This is a genomic window from Eubacterium sp. MSJ-33, from assembly GCF_022174665.1.
Classification (GTDB): domain Bacteria; phylum Bacillota; class Clostridia; order Lachnospirales; family Lachnospiraceae; genus Coprococcus_C.
On record NZ_CP076562.1, the window covers coordinates 88,774 to 111,025 of the forward strand.

The window sequence follows — 22,252 nt, forward strand, 5'->3', positions numbered from 1 at the left end:
CTTGAAATGAAAAAGACAAAAGGAAGTATTATGTTGCTGTTTGCCGCGTTTTTCTGGGGAACGACGTTCGTAGCACAGACAACAGCATCTGATCAGATTGGAACATTTACATTTAACGGAAGCCGCTCCATAGTTGGAGCGGCATTTCTTGCGATTTTGATTCTCGCTCGTACGGGAATGAAGGAGCAGAAAGCAAAGGTAAGTGGAGAACCGGTCGAAAAAGAAAATATAAAACGGACCGTGATCGGTGGTATCCTCTGTGGCTGTGTGCTGTTTTTTGCAACGAATCTGCAGCAGAGTGGTATCGCGGCATATCCGAAAGGTGTGGCCAGCTCCGGCAGATCGGGGTTTCTTACCGCAACGTATGTGGTTATGGTTGCAATCGTATCCGGGCTACTCGGGAAGAAATTACATAAGATCGTATATGTGGCAGTTTTTGTCTGCCTTGGTGGTATGTACATGCTGTGCATGTCAGGCGGTATCGACAATCTGTATTTTGGAGATCTGCTTGGGCTTCTGTGTGCAGTCTGCTTCACCGGACATATCCTGACGGTCGATCATTTTAACGACTGTGACAGTGTGAAGATCTCGTGCATCCAGTTTATTACGAACGGTGTGTTATCCCTGATCTGCATGGCAATCTTCGAACAGCCGGCATGGAGTGATCTTGCCGCCGCATGGTTCCCAATCCTATATGCGGGTATCTTCTCGAGCGGTATCGCGTATACGCTTCAGATCGCAGGACAGAAATATGCAGATCCGGCAGTTGCATCCATCGTGATGAGTCTGGAATCTGTATTTGCAGTGCTCGGTGGATTCGTCGTATTGCATGAGGTGTTAGCACCGCGGGAAATCGTCGGCTGCGTGCTTGTGTTCACCGCAGTGATCTTGGCACAGGTGCCGCAGATGCGAAAGTAGAGGCTATTATTTGATTGTGCTTGCATTTTTATAATAATCTTGTATATTATCTGTATTGAATGAGGTGTATGTTTCCGGACTGCACTGGGGGAGTCACTCTGTGGCTCTCTTTTTTGTTATCAAATAAAAGTGAATAGTCACGCAGTTTCGTGATAATCGGAATCGCAATTGCTTCGAACAACAAAGATCTACTTTAATTCGATATGAACAAATTGCAAATGAACTATTTTCATGTATAATGTAATTAGCAAGCAACGGGGGATAAGTATGAGAAGCATGGTCTCTGTTTCGTTACCACCGTGTTTGAGATATGCCTTGCATATGTTTACTGCGATGGTGTATTTGAGTTCACGGAAGCTTGTTTTCTCGCTCCAGCGCATCCGGTAAAGTTTATTGATTTCTTCCAGAGGAAATTCTTCTTCTGAAAGATTGGTGGCAATACAGATCTAGGTTCCATTATCAAGGCGAATACGTACTATACGGAATTCAATATCGTAATACATGCAGTTTTCATCAAGAAAATCAAAATCGGTAGAAGGCTGAAGTATGGTATAGGTGTTAGGATTCCCCCAGTGTTTCTTTCGTATGGCGTCTGGTAAGTGTTGTTCTTATATGAGTATCGAATTCGCTGTCAGGCAAATTCATCGAGTTCTGTGATGCAGCTGTCGAGTGTGGATTTTAAATTAGATAAGAAAAAATCAGCCATAACGAGCCTCCTTGAAATATGTTTATAATCAAGGCTTGCGCAACATATATTGGCTTACTTGTCAACTGCTTTTTGTAATATTTTTAAAGTTTTTAGGCATAAAAACAGTGGCTTTCTATGACAGAAAACCACTGAAATGATGCGTAACTGAATGGCATTGATTGTTCAAGAAAAAAACTCATTGACATATTTCAATCTATTTAGGAGGATAAACGATCATGTGTACAGCAGCAACTTATAAAACAAAAGATTTTTACTTTGGACGAACCCTCGATTATGAATGCTCTTATGGTGAGCAGATAGTAATTACACCACGTAATTATGCGTTTAATTTTCGCCATGTTGGCGATATGAACAATCATTATGCAATTATTGGAATGGCTCATGTTGCAGAGGATTATCCTTTGTATTATGATGCTATGAATGAAAAAGGAGTGGCAATGGCAGGACTGAATTTTGTCGGAAATGCTGTTTATGCCGAGATTAAGCCAGATGTGGAAAATATTGCACAGTTTGAATTTATTCCGTGGATTTTAAGTCAGTGTTCTTCTTTAGTTGAAGTTCGCGAGCTTCTTGAACGAATTAATATTGTTAATACTCCTTTCAGCGAGCAATTACCATTAGCACAATTACACTGGATCATTTCTGATGAGAATGAGTCAATTACGGTAGAATCTATGGCAGATGGTTTGCATATTTATGACAATCCAGTAGGAGTGCTTACGAATAATCCGCCATTTCCACAGCAGATGTTTCAACTAAATAATTATATGTATTTATCTCCTAAACAGCCCAGAAATACTTTCAGCGAAACTTTGACTCTTGATGCATATAGTAGAGGTATGGGAGGATTAGGTCTTCCGGGAGATCTCTCATCTTCCTCACGTTTTGTACGTGTAGCTTTTACAAAGGTAAATGCAATTTCAGGTGAATCAGAGGAAGAAAGCGTTAGCCAATTCTTCCACATTCTCGGATCTGTGGATCAGCAACGAGGATGTTGCGAAGTAGCGGATGGAAAATATGAAATCACATTGTATACGTCGTGTTGTAATGTTACAAAAGGTATTTATTATTACAATACTTATGAAAACCATCAGATCAGTGCAGTAGATATGCATGTAGAAAATCTGGATAGTGATAAAATGATTTGTTATCCAGTAATTCAAGGAGAACGAATCAACTATCAAAATAAATAATGTTTTGAAATCAGGGATGAGGTAGAAAGGAAAGTTCCATGACAAAAGATGAAGTAAAAAAAATCAGGATGGACAGTCCGGAATCACTACAGTTTTTAAATAATGCTACAAAATTTTATAATTTAATGATGATGTATCGTTGTGCTATTCGAGAGATACAAACTAAACTTGAGGTTTTGGATGATGAATTTTCAGTTGAGAATAATCGAAATCCTATTTCTTTTATAAAAACAAGAATTAAGAAGCCCAATAGTATTTACGATAAACTGCAGAAGATGGGATATGAATTTACAACAGAAAATATACAGACATATCTCAATGATGTAGCAGGCGTTCGAATAGTTTGTGCGTTTATTGACGATATTTATATGATATCAGATTTGATTACCCAACAGGATGATATTAAAGTTATTGAAATAAAAGATTATATAAAAAATCCAAAATCGAATGGTTATCGAAGCTATCATATGATTGTTGAAATACCAGTATTTTTTGCTAAGGGTAAAACACCTATGCGTGTAGAATTACAGATTCGAACCAATGGTATGGATTTCTGGGCAACATTGGAACATCAACTTCGCTATAAAAAAGGAATTGAAGAAATGCCTGGCTATGATGAGATAAGTGAAGAATTACTTCATTCTGCAAGAGCTATCATTGAAGCAGATAATGAAATGCAGAGAATAAAAGACAAAATTGGCATGTTCCACGAAATTTAGGGAGAAAACTGAGCAAGTAGGAAGGTGGAATATATATGAAACAAGATACTTTAGAGGGCAAAGCAAAAACAAAAAATGGGGTAAAACGGCTGTGTTTTTCCATAATCTGCATTCTTCTGGAAGTGATTTTTATTATTGCTATCGTAACACGCTTGAATGAATATGCAGAAATCATAAATTTATTTACAAGGATTTTGAGTGGGATCTTGGTTTTGGGATTGTACGCATCAAATAAGACATCCTCTATGAAAATGCCTTGGGTCATCTTAATTCTAATTTTCCCAATTATGGGTGTAGGCCTGTATTTGTTGATTGGTTTGAATGGTGGCACGCATAAAATGCGTGAGCGATATGCAGAAATTGATAGCAAATTGTTACCAATGCTTCCGGACAGTCAGGAGTGTTTGAGCAGAATAAAAGAAACAATTCCGAAAGCAGGAAATATAGCAAGTTACATACAAAGAAATTCGCAGTATCCAATCTATCAGAATACGGATATTGTGTATTTTGATGAAGCAGTGAAAGGATTAGAGGCACAGCTTAAGGATTTGGAGAAAGCACAGAAGTTTATCTTTATGGAATATCATGCGATAGAAGACGCTGAAGCATGGCATAAGATTCAAGATGTTCTGGAAGAGCGAGTAAAAGCAGGTGTGGAAGTTAGAGTATTCTACGATGATATGGGTTCTATAGGCTTTATTAACACAGATTTTGTGAAAAAGATGGAGGCAATAGGAATTCATTGCCGTGTATTCAATCCGTTTATGCCAGGTTTAAATCTGTTTTTGAACAATCGTGATCATAGAAAAATAACAGTTATTGATGGAAAAGTCGGATTTACAGGTGGATATAATCTAGCAAACGAATATTTTAATTACACACACCCGTATGGACAGTGGAAAGATACAGGTATTCGTTTAGAAGGGGATGCTGTTCAGTCGCTTACGGTGACATTTTTGGAAATGTGGAATGCAGTAAGTGATAAGGATGCTAATGATTCTGATTTTAGTAAATACCTTTTCCACTATGATTATACGGCACAGCAAACTGGGTTTGTTCAACCTTATGCAGACAGCCCTATGGATAATGAGCAAGTAGGAGAAGAAGTTTATATCAGTATGATAAATAAAGCTGAAAAATATTGTTGGTTTATGACTCCATATCTAATCATAACAGATGAAATGACGCATGCGTTATGTCTGGCTGCTAAGCGAGGGGTAGACGTAAGAATTATCACACCTGGTATCCCTGATAAAAAATTCATCTATAATATAACTCGTTCTTTTTATCATGGATTAGTTAAACATGGTGTTCGTGTTTATGAGTGGACTCCTGGTTTCTGTCATGCAAAAATGAGTGTGGCAGATGACTGTATGGCAACTTGTGGAACAATTAATCTGGATTATCGAAGTTTATATCACCATTTTGAAAACGGCTGTTTTATGGCAGATTGTCAGGCAGTTGTGGAAATAAAAAATGATCTGATAAGAACGATGGGAGAATGTCGAGATGTGACAGACCAATATCAAACCGGACGAAGTGCACATTTGCGACTGGGACAATTATTTATGAGATTATTTGCTGGATTGCTATAAGAATCTGATGAAACGACCTTTCAAAAAACAGTTGATTTAGAAGTTAACTGTTTTTGAAAGGTCGTTTTTGCTATATCTAACAGTCTGTTGTACAAAGAAGATTTTGCATGGATGAAAAATAAATTTTGTTGAGGTTAAATTGAGATTGACTTTGTATTGTATAAGTATGAAATAAAAAGGAATCAGGTGATGTACAATGATAAAGCATAAAATATGTAAAATCCTTCTTGTTATACTGGCAATTTTTTTATGTGTGGCTTTTTATGAATTGCTCGGAATCTGCGTTGCATATAAAAAGCAGCCGGAAGTGTCCAATACAACCAAAAAAGAAACAAAAAATGGGTTATGGAACGAATGCAGTGAAAATACAGAACGGGCAGTAATCATAGAAAAGAATCCAGAAGCGCTTTTACAAAGAGTGCGTTTGATCAAGAATGCAAAAAAGGAAATTATTCTTTCTACTTTTGCATTTCAATCCGATGAAAGTGGAAAATTGATTTTAGGAGCACTGCATGATGCGGCAGACAGAGGTGTACATATTCGTCTGTTAGTAGATGGAATGGAGAGCTGGATTGATATGGAAGGAAATCCGTATTTCTATGCATTATCTTCCCATGAGAATGTTGAAATTAAACTGTATAATAAGGCCAATCCGTTGAAACCGTGGGAAATGATGGGTAGAATGCATGATAAATATTTGATTGCAGATGGAAAGAGATATATTCTTGGGGGAAGAAATACACACAATTATTTCCTGGGTGATTTTCCGGGACATAAGAACTATGACAGAGACGTGTTAGTGGTTTGCGATGAACCTGAGAAAGAAAATTCAGTTAACCAGTTGTTAGAGTATTTTGAAACCATATGGAATCAGGAAGACAGTGGTTATTTTCATAACAATAAAAAACTGGCAAATAGAAAATCTGTAAAGAACGCAGTTTTAGAGCTGCAGAACAGCTATCAGAAATATTTTGAAGAGAATAAGGAAAGAATCTGCGAGACCGATTATACGAACGAAACTTTTGAGACAGAAAAGATTACATTAGTGTCAAATCCTATTCACACAGGTTCCAAAGAACCAGTAGTGTGGTATCAGTTGGGAGAATTGATGAAAAATGCAAAAAATCGTGTAAAGATCCACACGCCATATATTATCTGTAATGATATGATGTATAATACATGGGAGGAGATTGCAGAGAACGTTTCAGATTTTTCTATCATGACAAATTCAGTTGCGAATAATGGGAATCCATTTGGGTCTGCTGATTATGCGAAAAACAGAAATAGAATCTTAAGTACAGGAATTAATATCTGGGAATATGAAGGCGGTTATTCATACCACGGAAAAAGTATTCTGATTGACGATGATCTGTCTGTAATCGGTTCCTTTAATATGGACATGAGAAGTGCATATCTGGATACGGAACTGATGCTTGTAATACGAAGTAAAGATATTAATAAACAGTTGGAAGAGGGCATGATGGAATATGAAAAAGTGTCCCGCCAGATATTAGAAGGGGGAACTTATAATGATCCATATCATGTAGAGCCAATCGAATTAACAAAGAAACGTCAGGGAAAAATATTTTTGGTACAGCATCTGCTTGGATGGGCAAGGTATCTGTTTTAATAAGGAGGAAGGAAAACGTGTTTCAAATATTGATTGTAGAAGATGATAAAGAATTAAGCCAGCTATTCCAAAAAGTGCTTGAGAAGAATGGATATCAAGTCAAAAGTGCATCGGATGGAGCACAGGCATTAGAAGTATTGGATAAGGAATATATTGATCTGATCATTTCTGATATTATGATGCCGGTTATGGATGGCTATGAACTGGTGTCAGAACTTCGTTCAGCAGGATATCAGATACCAGTGCTTATGATCACTGCGAAAGGTTCCTTTGATGATATGCGTCAGGGATTTTTTTCGGGAAGTGATGATTATATGGTAAAACCGGTAAATGTGAATGAAATGGTTTTAAGAGTCGGAGCACTGCTTCGCCGTGCACAGATATTGAATGAACACAAAATTGTGATCGGTTCAACAGAGTTTGATTATGATGCAATGACGGTTACAACTGATAAGGAAAGTCTTGTTTTACCTAAAAAACAATTCCTGCTTTTATATAAGCTTGCAGCTTCGCCAGGCAGAACATTTACAAAACAACAGTTGATGGATGAAGTATGGGGATACGAGACGGAGGCAGACCCACATACAATAGAGGTACATATAGGAAGACTCAGAGAGCGTTTTAAAGATAACCCGGATTTTGAAATCGTAACAATGCGTGGAATTGGATACAAGGTGGTGAAAAAATAATGGAACAAAAGAAAAAAAAAGGATTGCGGATCCGATCCTGTCTGACTGGTGCAATCTGGCTGGCACTTGTATTTTCAACAGTCATATCTGCTTTATTATTTGCTTTTTTGAATCATTTTTTTAATCTGCCGGGCAGCATACCTGTGCTTGGCTGGCTTTTGATTTTCAATACATTGATTGCAGGGCTGATTACTTCCTTTATCAATGCAAAGTTACTGGAACCAATTACCAGACTTAGTAAAGCAATGAAGGAAGTTTCTCAGGGAGATTTTGAACAGCATTTGGGAACGAACAGCCGTATAGCAGAAGTTGGAGAATCTTATCATAGTTTTAACGTTATGACAAAAGAACTTCGTGCAACAGAGATGCTGCAGATGGATTTTGTATCTAATGTTTCTCATGAGTTTAAGACCCCGATTAATGCCATTGAAGGATATACAATGCTGCTTCAGGGAGAAGAACTGTCTCCGGATCAAGAGGAATATGTAGAAAAAATCTTATTTAACACCCAAAGACTTTCCGGATTGGTTGGTAATATTTTGCTGTTATCCAAGTTGGAGAATCAGAATATACCAATGAAAAAAACAGAATATCGTCTGGATGAACAGATCCGCCAGGCATTTCTTTCATTGGAAACAAAATGGACAGAAAAAGAAATTGGTTTTCAGGTAGAATTGGAGGAAGTTAAATATACTGGGAATGAAGGACTTTTTATGCATATCTGGATAAATCTTTTGGATAATGCGATTAAGTTCAGCCCTTCAAAGGGGACAATTACGATGTTTCTGAAACAAGAACAGGATTCTGTTAAGTTCGTTCTGGAAGATGAAGGACCAGGAATAGAGGATGATGTAAAATCCAGAATATTTGACAAGTTCTATCAGGTAGATGGATCTCATAAAGCAGAAGGAAATGGCCTGGGTCTTGCACTTGTAAAACGGATTGTAGATAGTGCCGGAGGAACAATCAAAGCAGAAAACCGTGAATATGGTGGATGCAGATTTGTTATAGAGCTGCCAAAGCAGAAAGATGAGATTATATAGTTTTAAGATAAATTAGAAGATAGGAGGATTTATATGACATTTTATCAGGAGTTGCAGTTAAATCAGGCAGGTTCTAAAAACCTGTTGAAAAAGAGTGAAACACTAAAAGAAAAATTATATCATATGTGGGTATATCTGGTGAAGATAGCTGTTACAATGGCATTTTGTTTTTTCTTTGTTAGTATTTTCAGCATCCTATTTGGAAATGAGAACAGCATTGTAGGTGTAGTAGTCTTATTATGTCTCATGGTGTTTAGAAATGCGGATCTGGGGATCCACACCGGACAATCTACGATGCTTTTGGCTTTGTTCTTTGTAATTATGACTGTATGTCCGCATTTAGCAAATCAGTTTTCACCGGTATTGGGAATGCTGTTAAATATTGCGGCACTGGCTGTGTTGATTCTGTTCGGATGCCATAATCCATTCATGTTTAATCAATCTACATTGGTTCTTGGGTATCTGCTGCTATATGGTTATGATGTTACGGGAAAAAGCTATCAGATGCGATTAGTCGGAATGGCTTTAGGTGCAGCACTTACCTGCTTCGTATTTTATCGAAATCATAAAAACAGAACTTATAAAAGAAATCTGAAAGATCTGATACATGAATTTGATATCACTTCTTCCAGAACAAAATGGCAGATATGTCAGATTTTATGCGTACCGATTGTCCTTTGCATTGCAGAACTTTGTAATATGCCACGTGCAATGTGGGCTGGTATTGCGGCCATGTCCGTGATTTTGCCGTTTATGGAAGATATGCACTACAGAGTCCGTAAAAGGATTGTTGGAAATATTGTAGGTGTTATATGTTTTACAGTATTATATTTTCTGCTTCCTTCGTCAATCTATGCATATATAGGAATTCTTGGTGGAATCGGTGTAGGATTTTCAGCACAATATGGCTGGCAGGCAGTATTTAACACATTTGGTGCTTTAGCCATTGCTACAGAGACTTATGGACTACAGGGAGCGGTTAGTCTTAGAGTGATTCAAAATGTTTTTGGTGTTGTGTTTGCTTTAGCATTTTGTGTTATATTTTATTGGTTTATGTCTAAAAAAAAGGAAAGTGAGGTGACCGTACATGCAGAGTGAAGTGAATCAGGAAGAAAATTTGAATAGAATTATTACGGTTCCTAATCTTCTTTCTTTTTTTCGGCTTTGTCTGATTCCGGTAATTATATGGAGTTATTGTGTAAAGAAAAATCCTCTGTTAGCTGGTGAAATCTTATTGCTGTCTGGTCTTACGGATCTTGCTGATGGATATATCGCAAGAAGATTCCATAGGATTAGTAATTTAGGAAAAATTCTTGATCCGGTGGCCGATAAGCTGACACAGGCAGCGATGTTAATCTGTCTGTTTACTCGTTTTCCGCATGTGCTTCTTTTAATCGTAATAATGGCAGGTAAGGAGCTGTATATGGTAGTCAGTGGATGTCTTGTGATACGAAAGACAGGAAAAGTACATGGTGCAGACTGGCATGGAAAGATAGTAACCTTTTTATTATATGGAACTGCAGCGGTGCATATTATATGGTTCCACATTACACCGATGGTATCAGATCTGTTGATTGGTTTGTGCGCTATAATGATGGTCATATCGGTCGCTCTGTATATTATCCAGAATATCAGGACTCTTAAGGGAGAGATTGTATAAGCAATTTTATATTGCAATGACTAGAAAAATATTTAGGAGAAGATAGATATAAACAGTAAGTCAAACACACAAACTATGGAGTCTTTAGTCGGTTTAATAAAATTTTTGATAGAAAATAAATCATTCAATGTCATTTAGAATTTACAATTAGGCCACGTTATAGTATAGTATATGCTGAATGCGTGGCTTCTTTAGTTACGAAAGAAGCGCGGTATGTTCACACAACAGCTGAACAAAAAACAAAGGAGATAACATAAAATGAAACTAGGAATCGTCGGACTTCCGAATGTCGGAAAGTCCACATTATTTAATTCTTTGACAAAGGCGGGCGCGGAAAGCGCGAACTATCCGTTCTGTACGATTGATCCGAATGTCGGTGTCGTACCGGTACCGGACAAGCGTCTTGACAAGCTGACTGAGATGTATCATTCAGCGAAGACAACACCGGCCGTGATTGAGTTCGTTGATATTGCAGGACTTGTAAAGGGTGCATCTAAGGGAGAAGGACTTGGAAACCAGTTCTTATCTAACATTCGTGAGACAGATGCGATTGTGCATGTTGTACGTTGCTTTGAAGATCCAAATGTCATTCATGTCGATGGTTCGGTTGATCCGATCCGCGATATCGAGACAATCAATTATGAGCTGATCTTCGCAGATATCGAGGTACTTGATCGTCGAATCGCGAAGGGACAGCGTGGTGCAGCCAATAACAAGGAACTTGCAAAGGAAGTTGATCTGCAGAAGCGGATCAAGGAGCATCTGGAATCAGGCAAGCTTGCAATCTCCTTTGAGACAGACGATGAGGACGAGATCAAGTGGATGAAGGAATATAACCTGTTGACAGGCAAGCCGGTAATCTATGCTGCAAACGTATCCGAGGATGATCTGGCAGATGACGGAGCGGGTAATCCATATGTGCAGAAGGTGCGTGAATATGCGAAGGAATTCGGCAGTGAAGTATTTGCTGTATGTGCACAGATCGAGCAGGAAATCTCGGAGTTAGATGATGACGAGAAGCAGATGTTCTTAGAGGAACTTGGTGTATCAGAGTCCGGTCTGGATAAGCTCATCAAGGCAAGCTATTCTCTGCTTGGACTCATCAGTTACCTGACAAGCGGTCCGGATGAGACACGTGCATGGACAATCACGAAGGGCACGAAGGCACCACAGGCAGCAGGTAAGATTCATACGGATTTTGAACGTGGATTCATCAAGGCTGAGGTTGTTGCTTACGATGATCTGATGGAGAGTGGCACAATGCTTGCAGCGAAGGAAAAAGGTCTTGTACGTCAGGAAGGAAAGGAATATGTCGTGCAGGATGGCGATGTGATCTTATTCAAGTTTAATGTATAGAAACTATCGTTTCTAAAAAACTTATCAATAAATTCTATAGACGAAAATAAAAAGGAAAAACTATGTATGATATTAGGTTCCCAAATCTTGGGATTGTACTAAAAAATCTCAAAGACGGATTTACGATCTTTGGATTTGAAATCAAATTTTATGGTGTGATTATAGCCCTTGGATTTGTGCTGGCGTTCCTTGTGATCGGCAAGGAAGCAAAAAGGACCGGACAGAGCGAAGACACATATCTGGACTTCATGCTCTGGCTGATTATCCCGGCAATCTTAGGTGCGCGGCTCTATTATATTATATTCAGCTGGGATTCGTATTTCCAGAAGGGCAAAGACTTCGGTAAAACGCTGTTTGATCTGATCGATATTCGGAGTGGCGGACTTGCAATCTACGGAGGTGTGATTGCGGGTGTGATTGTTGCAATTGTATTTGCGAAGAAACGGAATATGAAGTTTTCTGTACTTGCGGATACCGTTACGATGGGACTTCTGATTGGACAGATCATGGGACGCTGGGGTAATTTCTTCAATCGGGAAGCGTTTGGTGATTACACGAATTCACTTTTTGCGATGGCAATTCCAACCGATTACTACGTTGGAAAAGGCACATTGACCGGTATGGTGAATTCCGGCATCATCACATCGGAGATGGCAAATCATATGCAGGTCTACGATGGCATGCAGTGGATTACCGTGCATCCGACGTTTCTGTATGAATCAGTTTGGAATCTGATTCTGCTGATTGTCATCATCATTTACCGGAAACACAAGAAGTTCGATGGAGAAATCTTCCTCATGTATCTGTGGGGTTATGGAATGGGACGTGTATGGATTGAGGGACTTCGTTCGGACTCCCTGATGCTTCCGTTTATAAACATGAAAGTGTCCCAGCTGCTTGCAGCTATCTGTGTGCTTGTCTGCTCGGTAATCATTGTGAAAAAACGTCTCGAAGTAGTGAAAGCACCGGTTAAAACACTGGATTCCGAAGAAAAAGATAAACAATAACAAATGTGAAAATTGTAAGAATTAGACAAGGGAAATGCAAATTGGTATTGCATTTCCCTTTTTTTTGCTGTACAATGAAACCCAAGTGGAAGCTGAGTGGCAGTGAAATGGATGTCAAGTGGTGCTCGGTGGATGTTGTTCCCAGGAAGGGAAGAACGTTGCATGCAATACGAAAGGTGAAGTTATATGTCAATGGGTATGATAGGAGAATCGAATCATGGCCTCGATGCAAAGGGCAGATTGATTATTCCCATAAGATTCCGTCAGGAACTTGGGGATAAATTCGTGCTGTGCAACGGTATGGATCATAACATTGACGTATATCCGGAAGCAGAGTGGACAAAATTCGCAGAGAAGCTTGCTGCATTGCCAAAGAGTAATTTCCAGGCAAGACGTCTTCGTGATTTCTACGAAGGATCTGCGGTTGTCTGTGAGATGGATAGTCAGTATCGTATTGTGATTCCACAAAAATTACGTGAATACGCGGGCATTGATCGGGAAGTTGTCATGATTGGCCATACGGACACTGTGGCAATCTGGGATAAGGCAGCCTGGGATAAGATCAACAGCCCAGAAGAAATTGATCTGAAAGAAATCGCCGAGATTGGTGAATTGTTCAACATCTAAGGGAGGATACGATGGAATTTAAACATAAATCGGTACTTTTAGATGAGACAATTGACAGTCTGAATATAAAACCGGATGGTATCTATGTGGATGGAACCCTCGGTGGGGGTGGACATTCTCTGGAGATTTGCAAGCGGCTGTCAGACAAAGGCAGACTGATCGGGATAGATCAGGATCTGGATGCGATTGCTGCTGCGACTGAACGGTTGAAGGATTACAAGGATCGGGTTACGATCGTTCATTCCAATTATCAGGATATCGATGCAGTATTAAAAAACTGTTCCGTGAGCGGTGTTGACGGAATTGTTCTGGATCTCGGTGTTTCGTCCTATCAGCTTGATAATGCGGAGCGCGGTTTTACATATCGGGAAGATACACCACTCGATATGCGGATGAACCAGGAAAGCACGATGACTGCGAAGGATATTGTGAATGAGTATTCCGAGATGGAACTCTATCATGTAATCCGCGATTATGGAGAAGATAACTTCGCAAAGAATATTGCGAAGCATATCGTAAAAGCAAGACAGGAACAGGTGATTGAAACAACCGGACAGCTCAATGAGATTATCAAAGCTGCAATTCCGGCAAAGGTACGACAGGGGCAGGGACACCCATCGAAGAAAACATTTCAGGCAATTCGGATTGAACTGAATCACGAACTGGATGTGCTGGAGAATTCACTGGATACTATGATTTCGTGGTTAAATCCGGGTGGAAGACTCAGCGTGATTACGTTTCATTCCCTTGAGGACAGAATAGTAAAGACAATATTTAAAAGAAATATGAATCCTTGTACATGCCCACCGGAATTCCCGGTTTGTGTATGTGGCAAGAAACCGACGGGTAAGGTGATTACCCGTAAACCGATTGTTCCGAGTGAACAGGAGCTTATGGAGAACAGTCGGGCAAAAAGCTCCAAACTGCGTGTGTTTGAAAAGGAGAGATAGATATGGCACAGCAAACAAGAAGACAAGTTTATTATACAGATGGTACAGCGGCAAGGCAGATGTATACTTCACCGGCACGTCGTGTGTATGAGCCGGAAAGACCGGCGCCAAGCCGTAGAGTTTCTCCGCAGCAGCGTCCACAGGAACGTCAGAAGGTAAAGCGTAGAGTCACTGCACAGACAAAGAAAACATTGGCTTTCTCAGCGGGCTATATGATGTTTATGGTATGTATGGTAGGTCTGGTTGTAGGGTCTTGTGTACTTATGCTTTATATGAATACAAAGATCAGTACACAGCAGAATAATATCAGTGCATTGGAGTCAGAACTGGAGAAAATTCAGGATGATAACGCAGCACATAAACTTCGTTTGAATAATATGTATACATTGGATGATATATATAATGTAGCAACCAATGAGCTTGGCATGGTCTATGCAAAGAAGGGACAGATTATCTACTATGACAGTGCCGATGAAGATTATGTAAAACAATATCAGAATGTTCCAGGTTCGAATTAGGATGTAAATCAAAGGTCGAGCAGTTTCACTGCTCGATTTTTGCGGTTGAGGTAGAGATATGACAAAGAGACCACAAAATAGAAAAACAAATAGGGCAAGAAAGAAAAGAAAAGTATTTACAAACCGGATGCGTGGAAGGCTGAAGTTTGTATTTTGCTGTGTTATGATTGGATTTGGCATATTGGGTGGAAAAATCATATGGATCAATGCCAACAAAGGAAGCAAATACAAACAGCAGGTTCTGACACAGCAGGGGTATACCAGCAAGGTAATTCCATACAAGCGTGGAGACATCGTGGATGCAAATGGAACAGTGCTTGCAACAGATAAAAAAGTATATGACCTGATTCTGGAACCAAAGAACATTGTGGAATTTGATGATAAAAAAGAGGCGACGGTTTCTGCACTCAAAGAGTTTTTTGGATTTACAGATGAAGAGATTGCAGGATTTCTTGCAAACGAGAATTCATACTATGTAGTAGCAAAAAAAGGTGTTGAATACGAAGAAGTTCAGAAATTTAAAGAATACCGTGCGACAGATGCTGGGAAGAATGTAAGAGGAATCTACTACGAAGAACGGTATGTGCGTGTATATCCAAACAATGAACTAGCGTGCCATCTGCTTGGTTTCACAGTCAGTGGTAACGTCGGCATGTACGGTGTAGAAGAGTATTACAACAGTGAGTTAAATGGAATTAACGGACGTGAGTATTCATATCTGAATGAAGATTATGGTGTTACCAACACGATCGAAGCACCGACAAATGGAAACACACTGGTAACAAGCATTGATGCCAATATTCAGAAAATAGTAGAAGAAAAAGTAAAGGCAAAGCTCGAGGAAGAGGATGCCAAGAATATATCGGTATTGGTAATGAATCCGAAAAACTGTCAGATTATGGCACTGTACAACTCTCATACATTTGACCCAAATGAGGCGTATGATTTGGATGCGACACAGTACCAGTTTGATACAGAAGAGGAACTTGAGGAATCTGGATATTCCAGCTTTGAAGATTTCAAAGAAAATGGTACGGATGAAGAACATGTCAATGCGCTGTATAAAGTATGGAGAAACTTCCCGGTTTCGGATGTATTTGAACCTGGTTCGACGTATAAGACATTTACGATCTCTGGTGCCCTGGAAGAAGGTGCCATCAGTGCATCGGATGAATTCTTCTGTGATGGTGGTGAGCAGGTAGAAGATTATTATATCAAATGTCATTCCTATAATTCCGGTGGACATGGCATGGTAGATCTGTCAGGTGCGCTTGAGAAATCCTGCAATGATGCTTTGATGCAGATTGCAGATAGAGAAGGTGTTGCCATGTTTGATAAGTATCAGGTATTGTTTGGATTCGGTCAGTCAACCAATGTGGATCTTCCGGGCGAGCCGAGTGATGCGTCCCTGAGTACATTGGTATATCACGCGGATAATATGCATGCGGTTGAACTTGCAACTTCATCATTTGGACAGGGTGTGACAACATCCATGATGCAGATTGCAACAGCGTTTTGTTCTGCTATCAATGGTGGATATTATTATGAGCCGAGCGTGGTACAGCGGATTGAAGATGAAAATGGAAATATCGTGCGGAATCTGGACCCGGTATTGGTACGCCGGACGATCTCCGAAGATGTATCAGCACAGATGCGTCAGTTCCTGAAAAGTGTAGTAACAGAAGGTACAGGTCAGAAAGCGGCAGTAGAAGGCTACGAAGTCGGTGGTAAGACAGGTACAGCCGAGAAGCTTCCACGAGGAAATGGGAAGTATATCCTCTCCTTTATCGGATTTGCACCGGTTGATGATCCACAGGTTGTTATCTATGTGGTTGCAGATGAGCCGGAATTACAGTCAGGTAGTGGAGAGGCAGCGCATTTGTTCTCGGATATTGCAGCTGCAATTTTCCCGTATTTGAATATTTACAAGACGGATGAGACATACAATATTGATGAGGCAACAGCAGAAGATGAGCCTGCAACCCCAATCTATGAGGGCAATGCACCGACAAATGATGTAGCTGGCGGAAATGATAATCCATATGTGGAAGAGTCTCAGGGAGAAGCAACAACGGAAGCAACTACAGAGGCTTCTACGGAATCAACTGAGACGACAACCGAGACGACAACAGAAGCACCTGCACAATGATCTGGCATTGTTAAAGATAGAAAAAAGGTATAGATTCTGACGCCTATGAATACATTTTTATAAAATGAAAATTGGGCAAAGACGCGTATGCAGCTTATTTTTACGAGTTCCCATCGCAAACGATTATTGGTCGTAGAGATTGCATTTTTCACATTATTGACTATAATAACGGTGAAGCTTGTCTGCATTATGACAGTGCAGGCGGAGGATTATGGATATCGGGCGCGGGCGGTGCAGGAGCGCGAGCGAAGCATCAAGGCAAAACGCGGGAATATCTATGATCGAAATGGTGTAATACTTGCCGGGAATCAAGCGGTATGTTCCATATCGGTAATTTATAATCAGATCGAAGATCCTGAAACGGTAATACAGATCTTAAGTGAAAAGCTGGATCTGCCGGAAGAAGATGTTCGAAAACGTGTGGAAAAACGATCCGTGCGTGAAAAAATCAAAAGCAATGTGGACAAGGAACTGGCGGATGAAATCCGGGAGATGAATCTGGCAGGGGTGATGATCGATGAGGATTACAAACGGTATTATCCATATAGTACACTGGCTTCTCATGTGTTGGGATTTACCGGAAGCGACAATCAGGGGATTGTCGGGTTGGAAGTATCCTATGATGATCTGCTGATGGGCGAAGCGGGCAGTATCAATACTGTAACGAATGCCCGGGGCATTGAAGTAGAAAATATGGCGGAGAGAAGAGTGGAAGGCACAGCCGGAGAAAATCTTGTCACGTCCATAGATATAAATATCCAGCAATATATTACGCAGAAAGCGATGGAAGTGCTGGAGAAAAAACAGGCAAAACGCGTGTGTATTATTGTGATGAATCCGCAAAACGGAGAGATCTATGCACTCGCAGATGTGCCGGAATATAACTTGAATGAGCCGTTTACATTGAATTATGAAACGGACGAAGAGGTAACGCAGGATATGCGGAACCAGATGTGGAGAAACTATTGTATCAGCGATACGTATGAACCGGGTTCAACTTTTAAGATCGTGACTGCAACAACTGCTTTTGAGAAGGGAGTACTGCAGGTCGATGACCAGTTTTACTGCCCGGGCTATCATATCGTGGAGGATCGAAGAATCAAGTGTCACAAAGTAGCCGGACATGGTGCAGAAACCTTCCGGGATGGAATCATGAATTCCTGCAATCCGGTCTTTATGCAGGTAGGAGAACGTATCGGTGTTGAGGGTTTCTATCAGGGATTACAGGCGCTTGGATTGTTTGAAAAGACCGGAGTGGATCTGCCGGGTGAAGCAAATTCTATCTTTCATAAGAAGGAAAATGTTGGCCCGGTCGAGCTTGCAACGATGTCATTTGGTCAAACGTTTCAGATTACACCATTGCAGTTGATGCGGGCAGCATCCGCGGTTGTAAATGGAGGAAATCTTGTCACACCTCATTTTGGTGTGTATACGACAGATGAAAATAATAACATAACCGAGGTCTTGAAATATGAGACGAAAACAGGGGCAGTCAGTGAGACAACAAGTGAAACAATGAAAGATCTGCTTGAAGCAGTTGTTGCGGAAGGCACCGGACACCGTGCATATATCGCCGGATACTCGATTGGTGGCAAGACAGCAACCAGTGAGAAATTTCCGAGAAGTGAGAAGCGATATATATCTTCCTTCCTTGGCTTTTCACCTGCTGACGATCCTCAGGTTATGACTTTGATATTGATTGACGAACCGCAGGGTATCTACTATGGTGGAACGATTGCGGCACCGGTCGTAGGTGAGATATACGACAACATTCTGCCATATCTCGGCATTTACAAGGACGAGAACGCAGAGGAGGAGACAACGCAGACATTCAGCATCGACGATGCTGTGTTTTAAATATTACAATACAAGCGATGGCTTGATAAAGGAGAGAAGTTATGAAGTACGACATAATTGTTCCAGCATTGATAGCATTTGGTGTGAGTGTGATCTTAAGTCCGATCATTATTCCATTCTTGAAGAAATTAAAATTCGGACAGTTTGTGCGTGACGATGGACCGGAATCGCATCTGAAAAAGTCGGGAACTCCGACTATGGGTGGTTTGATCATCCTGTTCAGTATCGTGATCACGTCGCTCTTTTACATCAAGGATCATAAGGAGATTGTGCCGATTCTTTTTGCAACCCTGGGATTCGGATTGGTTGGTTTTCTGGATGATTTTATCAAAGTTGTTATGAAGCGGTCGCTTGGACTTCGTGCATGGCAGAAGATGCTGGGACAGTTTCTCGTAACTGGAGTTTTTGCTTATTATATTCATGCATATACCGATCTTGGCACAACGATGATTATTCCGTTTACACATAAGGTCGTTGATCTTGGATGGGTTTACTATCCATTGATGTTCTTTGTTATGCTTGGTACAGCGAACGGAGCGAACTTCACAGATGGTCTGGATGGTCTGGCATCATCTGTTACCGTATTGATCGCAACCTTTTTTGCAATTGCAGCTATCGCAGCAGGCTCTGGTGTAACACCGATTGCCTGTGCAGTTGTTGGTAGTCTGCTTGGATTTTTGGTATACAATGTCTACCCGGCGCGTGTGTTCATGGGAGATACCGGATCACTTGCGTTAGGCGGATTTGTCGCGTCGACAGCATATATGCTGCAGATGCCGCTCATTATATTGATTGTTGCGTTTATTTATCTGGCAGAAGTGCTTTCTGTTATCATTCAGGTTGTAAGCTTCAAGACAACCGGAAAGCGTGTATTTAAGATGGCACCGATCCATCATCATTTTGAACTTTGCGGATGGCCGGAGACAAAGGTTGTAGCAATCTTCTCGATTGTGACAACGATTTTATGTCTGATCGGTATTCTGGCAATTTAGGAATGTTAGACGTTAGATAGAGAAAAGAGGGAAAACGATGTTCGATAAGAAAGTATTAGTTGCAGGAGCAGGAAAAAGTGGAATCTGTGCAAGTGAGCAGCTTCTTCGAAATGGAGAGCAGGTTGTACTGTTTGATGAGAACCCGAAGGGAACACTCACAGAAACAGTAATCCTTGAAAAACTTGGGTTTGATAAGAAACCGGAGGCTTTGACAATCTGGCTTGGCGCATTGACTGACGAATTGCTTGCAGATATTTCCTGTATGGTTATAAGTCCGGGCATCCCGGTTGATGCACCATTTGCACTCAAAGTAAAAGAGGCAGGAATTCCGGTATGGAGTGAGATCGAGCTTGCATATACTTACGAGAAGGGTACAGTGGCAGCTATTACAGGTACAAACGGAAAGACAACAACGACAACACTCGTTGGCGAGATCATGAAAGCTTATAACGAGAAAACATTTGTCGTAGGAAATATCGGAATCCCATACACAAGTCTGTCTGACAAAAGCAGTGCGGATTCGGTTACGGTCGCCGAGATCAGCAGCTTCCAGTTAGAGACGATTCATACATTCCGCCCACATGTGAGCGCAATACTGAATATTACACCGGATCATTTGAACCGGCATTATACATTTGAAAATTATGCAAACTGTAAGCTCGATATCACGAAGAACCAGACAAAAGAGGATTACGCTGTGATGAATTACGATGATCCTGAGACGGTGAAGCGTATCGACAAAGTTCCGGCAACGGTAATCTTGTTCAGCCATAAAAAGGAATTAGAGTCCGGCGTGATTGTCAAGGACGGTGCAGTTGTAATCCGGGAAGATGGCAAGGAGATCTATGTGATGCCGCTTTCCGAGTTCCGGCTTCTGGGTGATCACAATGTGGAAAATCTTCTTGCGGCAGTTGCTATTTCCTATTATATGGGTGCGGATATCACAACAATCCGTAAGACCTGTGGTGCATTTAAGGGTGTAGCACATCGAATCGAATATGTGCGTACGGTAAATGATGTAAATTATTACAATGATTCAAAGGGAACAAATCCGGATGCGGCAATCAAGGCAATCCAGTCGATGGTTCGTCCGACTTATCTGATCGGTGGTGGTTATGATAAGAAGTCCACTTATGACGAGTGGATTGAAAGTTTTGACGGTAAAGTGAAATGTCTGCTTCTGATCGGACAGACGGCACAGGATATTGCGGACTGTGCAAGAAAGCATGGATTTGAGAGTATTGTCATGATGGATGATTTGAAACAGGTTGTGGAATATTGTCATGCACATGCTGAACCGGGGGATGCGGTACTTCTTTCACCGGCATGCGCAAGCTGGGGGATGTTTGATAATTACGAACAGCGCGGAGATATGTTCAAGGAATATGTAAATGCGCTTTCATAAGATCGTGCAATGGAATAAAAGGCAGGAGAGTCTTGGCTATGGCATATGGCAGAAGAAAATTGAAAAAGAATAAAATATTCGCGACAGGCGGATATATCGACTATCAGACAATTTTCCTGATTGTTGTGCTGCTGGCATTCGGTGTCATGATGGTGTACAGTGCGAGCGCGTATCGTGCGACACTTTCCGGACTTTCCAGCGGATATTTTGCGATGCGTCAGGGCGCGATTGGATTGGCGGGCATCATTGTAATGATGCTGATATCCTGTTTAAATTATCAGTTTTATAAAAAGCCGATGATGCAGCGGCTGATCGTAACAGCGATGATCGTCTGTGCGGGTATTGCTCTGGTGCTTGGTGTATCTTCACATGGCTCCCAGCGTTGGATTGAAGTTGCGGGCGTCCAGTTACAGCCATCCGAGATTGTAAAACTGTTGATTATTCTGTATCTGCCAAGTGCATGTGTGAAGCATCCGAATTACCTGAAATCTTATCAGGGAATTCTGAGATTGATCGCACCATGTATCATCAGTGCAGGCCTGATTGCAAAAGAGAATTTAAGTACGGCGGTTGTCTGTGTGGCAATCATGCTGGTAATTATATTTGTGGCATGTCCGGATTACAAGATTCTGGTTATGCCGGTTGTGGCATTGGCAGCTGCCGGTGTACTTCTTATCACAACGGTCGGTTATCGTGGGGATCGAATTGATGCATGGATGCATCCGGAAACGAGCGATTCCGGATACCAGACAATGCAGTCTTTGTATGCAATTGGTTCCGGAGGACTGTTTGGGAAAGGTCTAGGGCAGAGTATTCAGAAACTTGGTTTCCTGCCGGAGTCACACAATGATATGATTTTCGCTATTATCTGTGAGGAGCTTGGTTTGTTTGGGGCACTTTGTGTCATTGCGTTATTTGTAATGCTGATCGTACAGCTTCGATACATTGCAAACCATGCCAGAGACCGGTATGGCGCACTTGTTGTAACGGGTGTTATGACGCATATCGCTGTGCAGATGATTATTAACATAGGTGTTGTTACGAATGTAATCCCGAATACCGGTGTTCCGCTTCCGTTTATCAGTTATGGTGGTACATCACTGGCGTTCCTGATGGTTGAGATGGGATTTGTTCTGAGTGTATCAAGACAGATGCTTCCATATGAAGCACCGACCCGGGAGGAAATACAGATGCAGCGGCAGAGATAAGTACATAGCTGCAGAAGGAGAATCGTT

The 22,252-nt window shown here is 40.9% G+C and carries 19 protein-coding genes; all 19 read left to right on the forward strand.

Annotated features, from left to right (window positions below):
• The first annotated feature begins 6 nt into the window (after positions 1-6).
• Complete coding sequence (locus tag KP625_RS00385) at positions 7-918, forward strand: DMT family transporter (RefSeq protein ID WP_238298588.1); 912 nt, start codon at positions 7-9, stop codon at positions 916-918.
• A gap of 924 nt (positions 919-1,842) precedes the next feature.
• Positions 1,843-2,820, forward strand: coding sequence for a choloylglycine hydrolase (bsh, locus tag KP625_RS00390; RefSeq protein WP_238298589.1), 978 nt, complete (start codon positions 1,843-1,845; stop codon positions 2,818-2,820).
• A 38-nt stretch (positions 2,821-2,858) separates the two neighbouring features.
• A complete protein-coding gene (locus tag KP625_RS00395; protein ID WP_238298590.1) occupies positions 2,859-3,539 on the forward strand; it encodes a GTP pyrophosphokinase in 681 nt (226 codons plus the stop codon).
• Between the two features lie 35 nt (positions 3,540-3,574).
• Positions 3,575-5,134, forward strand: coding sequence for a cardiolipin synthase (gene cls, locus KP625_RS00400; RefSeq protein ID WP_117781080.1), 1,560 nt, complete (start codon positions 3,575-3,577; stop codon positions 5,132-5,134).
• 196 nt (positions 5,135-5,330) lie between these two features.
• A complete protein-coding gene (locus KP625_RS00405; RefSeq protein ID WP_238298591.1) occupies positions 5,331-6,764 on the forward strand; it encodes a phospholipase D family protein in 1,434 nt (477 codons plus the stop codon).
• Complete coding sequence (locus KP625_RS00410; protein ID WP_005421560.1) at positions 6,743-7,453, forward strand: response regulator transcription factor; 711 nt, start codon at positions 6,743-6,745, stop codon at positions 7,451-7,453. The genes KP625_RS00405 and KP625_RS00410 overlap by 22 nt, the downstream gene beginning before the upstream one ends.
• A complete protein-coding gene (locus KP625_RS00415) occupies positions 7,453-8,496 on the forward strand; it encodes a HAMP domain-containing sensor histidine kinase (protein ID WP_238298592.1) in 1,044 nt (347 codons plus the stop codon). Before KP625_RS00410 ends, KP625_RS00415 begins: the two co-directional genes overlap by 1 nt.
• A gap of 33 nt (positions 8,497-8,529) precedes the next feature.
• The gene (locus tag KP625_RS00420; RefSeq protein ID WP_238298593.1) at positions 8,530-9,594 is read left to right on the forward strand and encodes an FUSC family protein; all 1,065 of its coding nucleotides are present in this window, start codon (positions 8,530-8,532) and stop codon (positions 9,592-9,594) included.
• A complete protein-coding gene (locus tag KP625_RS00425) occupies positions 9,584-10,156 on the forward strand; it encodes a CDP-alcohol phosphatidyltransferase family protein (protein WP_238298594.1) in 573 nt (190 codons plus the stop codon). The genes KP625_RS00420 and KP625_RS00425 overlap by 11 nt, the downstream gene beginning before the upstream one ends.
• 258 nt (positions 10,157-10,414) lie before the next feature.
• Complete coding sequence (gene ychF, locus KP625_RS00430; protein ID WP_238298595.1) at positions 10,415-11,512, forward strand: redox-regulated ATPase YchF; 1,098 nt, start codon at positions 10,415-10,417, stop codon at positions 11,510-11,512.
• Positions 11,513-11,574: 62 nt separating this feature from the next.
• On the forward strand, positions 11,575-12,519 hold the full coding sequence (gene lgt, locus KP625_RS00435) for a prolipoprotein diacylglyceryl transferase (protein WP_238298596.1): 945 nt from the start codon (positions 11,575-11,577) through the stop codon (positions 12,517-12,519).
• 192 nt (positions 12,520-12,711) lie between these two features.
• A complete protein-coding gene (gene mraZ / locus KP625_RS00440) occupies positions 12,712-13,146 on the forward strand; it encodes a division/cell wall cluster transcriptional repressor MraZ (RefSeq protein ID WP_177982953.1) in 435 nt (144 codons plus the stop codon).
• A gap of 11 nt (positions 13,147-13,157) precedes the next feature.
• Positions 13,158-14,096: a 16S rRNA (cytosine(1402)-N(4))-methyltransferase RsmH gene (gene rsmH / locus KP625_RS00445; RefSeq protein WP_177969307.1), complete on the forward strand. Its 939-nt coding sequence runs from the start codon at positions 13,158-13,160 to the stop codon at positions 14,094-14,096.
• Between the two features lie 2 nt (positions 14,097-14,098).
• A complete protein-coding gene (locus KP625_RS00450) occupies positions 14,099-14,614 on the forward strand; it encodes a hypothetical protein (RefSeq protein WP_238298598.1) in 516 nt (171 codons plus the stop codon).
• 58 nt (positions 14,615-14,672) lie between these two features.
• Entirely contained in the window at positions 14,673-16,763 is a 2,091-nt protein-coding gene (locus tag KP625_RS00455; protein ID WP_238298600.1) for a peptidoglycan D,D-transpeptidase FtsI family protein, read from the forward strand.
• Positions 16,764-16,850: 87 nt separating this feature from the next.
• On the forward strand, positions 16,851-18,620 hold the full coding sequence (locus tag KP625_RS00460; RefSeq protein WP_238298601.1) for a peptidoglycan D,D-transpeptidase FtsI family protein: 1,770 nt from the start codon (positions 16,851-16,853) through the stop codon (positions 18,618-18,620).
• A gap of 41 nt (positions 18,621-18,661) precedes the next feature.
• A complete protein-coding gene (mraY, locus tag KP625_RS00465; protein WP_238298603.1) occupies positions 18,662-19,612 on the forward strand; it encodes a phospho-N-acetylmuramoyl-pentapeptide-transferase in 951 nt (316 codons plus the stop codon).
• Between the two features lie 37 nt (positions 19,613-19,649).
• Entirely contained in the window at positions 19,650-21,017 is a 1,368-nt protein-coding gene (gene murD / locus KP625_RS00470) for a UDP-N-acetylmuramoyl-L-alanine--D-glutamate ligase (RefSeq protein WP_238298605.1), read from the forward strand.
• A 38-nt stretch (positions 21,018-21,055) separates the two neighbouring features.
• Positions 21,056-22,225, forward strand: coding sequence for an FtsW/RodA/SpoVE family cell cycle protein (locus tag KP625_RS00475; protein WP_177969301.1), 1,170 nt, complete (start codon positions 21,056-21,058; stop codon positions 22,223-22,225).
• Positions 22,226-22,252 lie beyond the last annotated feature (27 nt).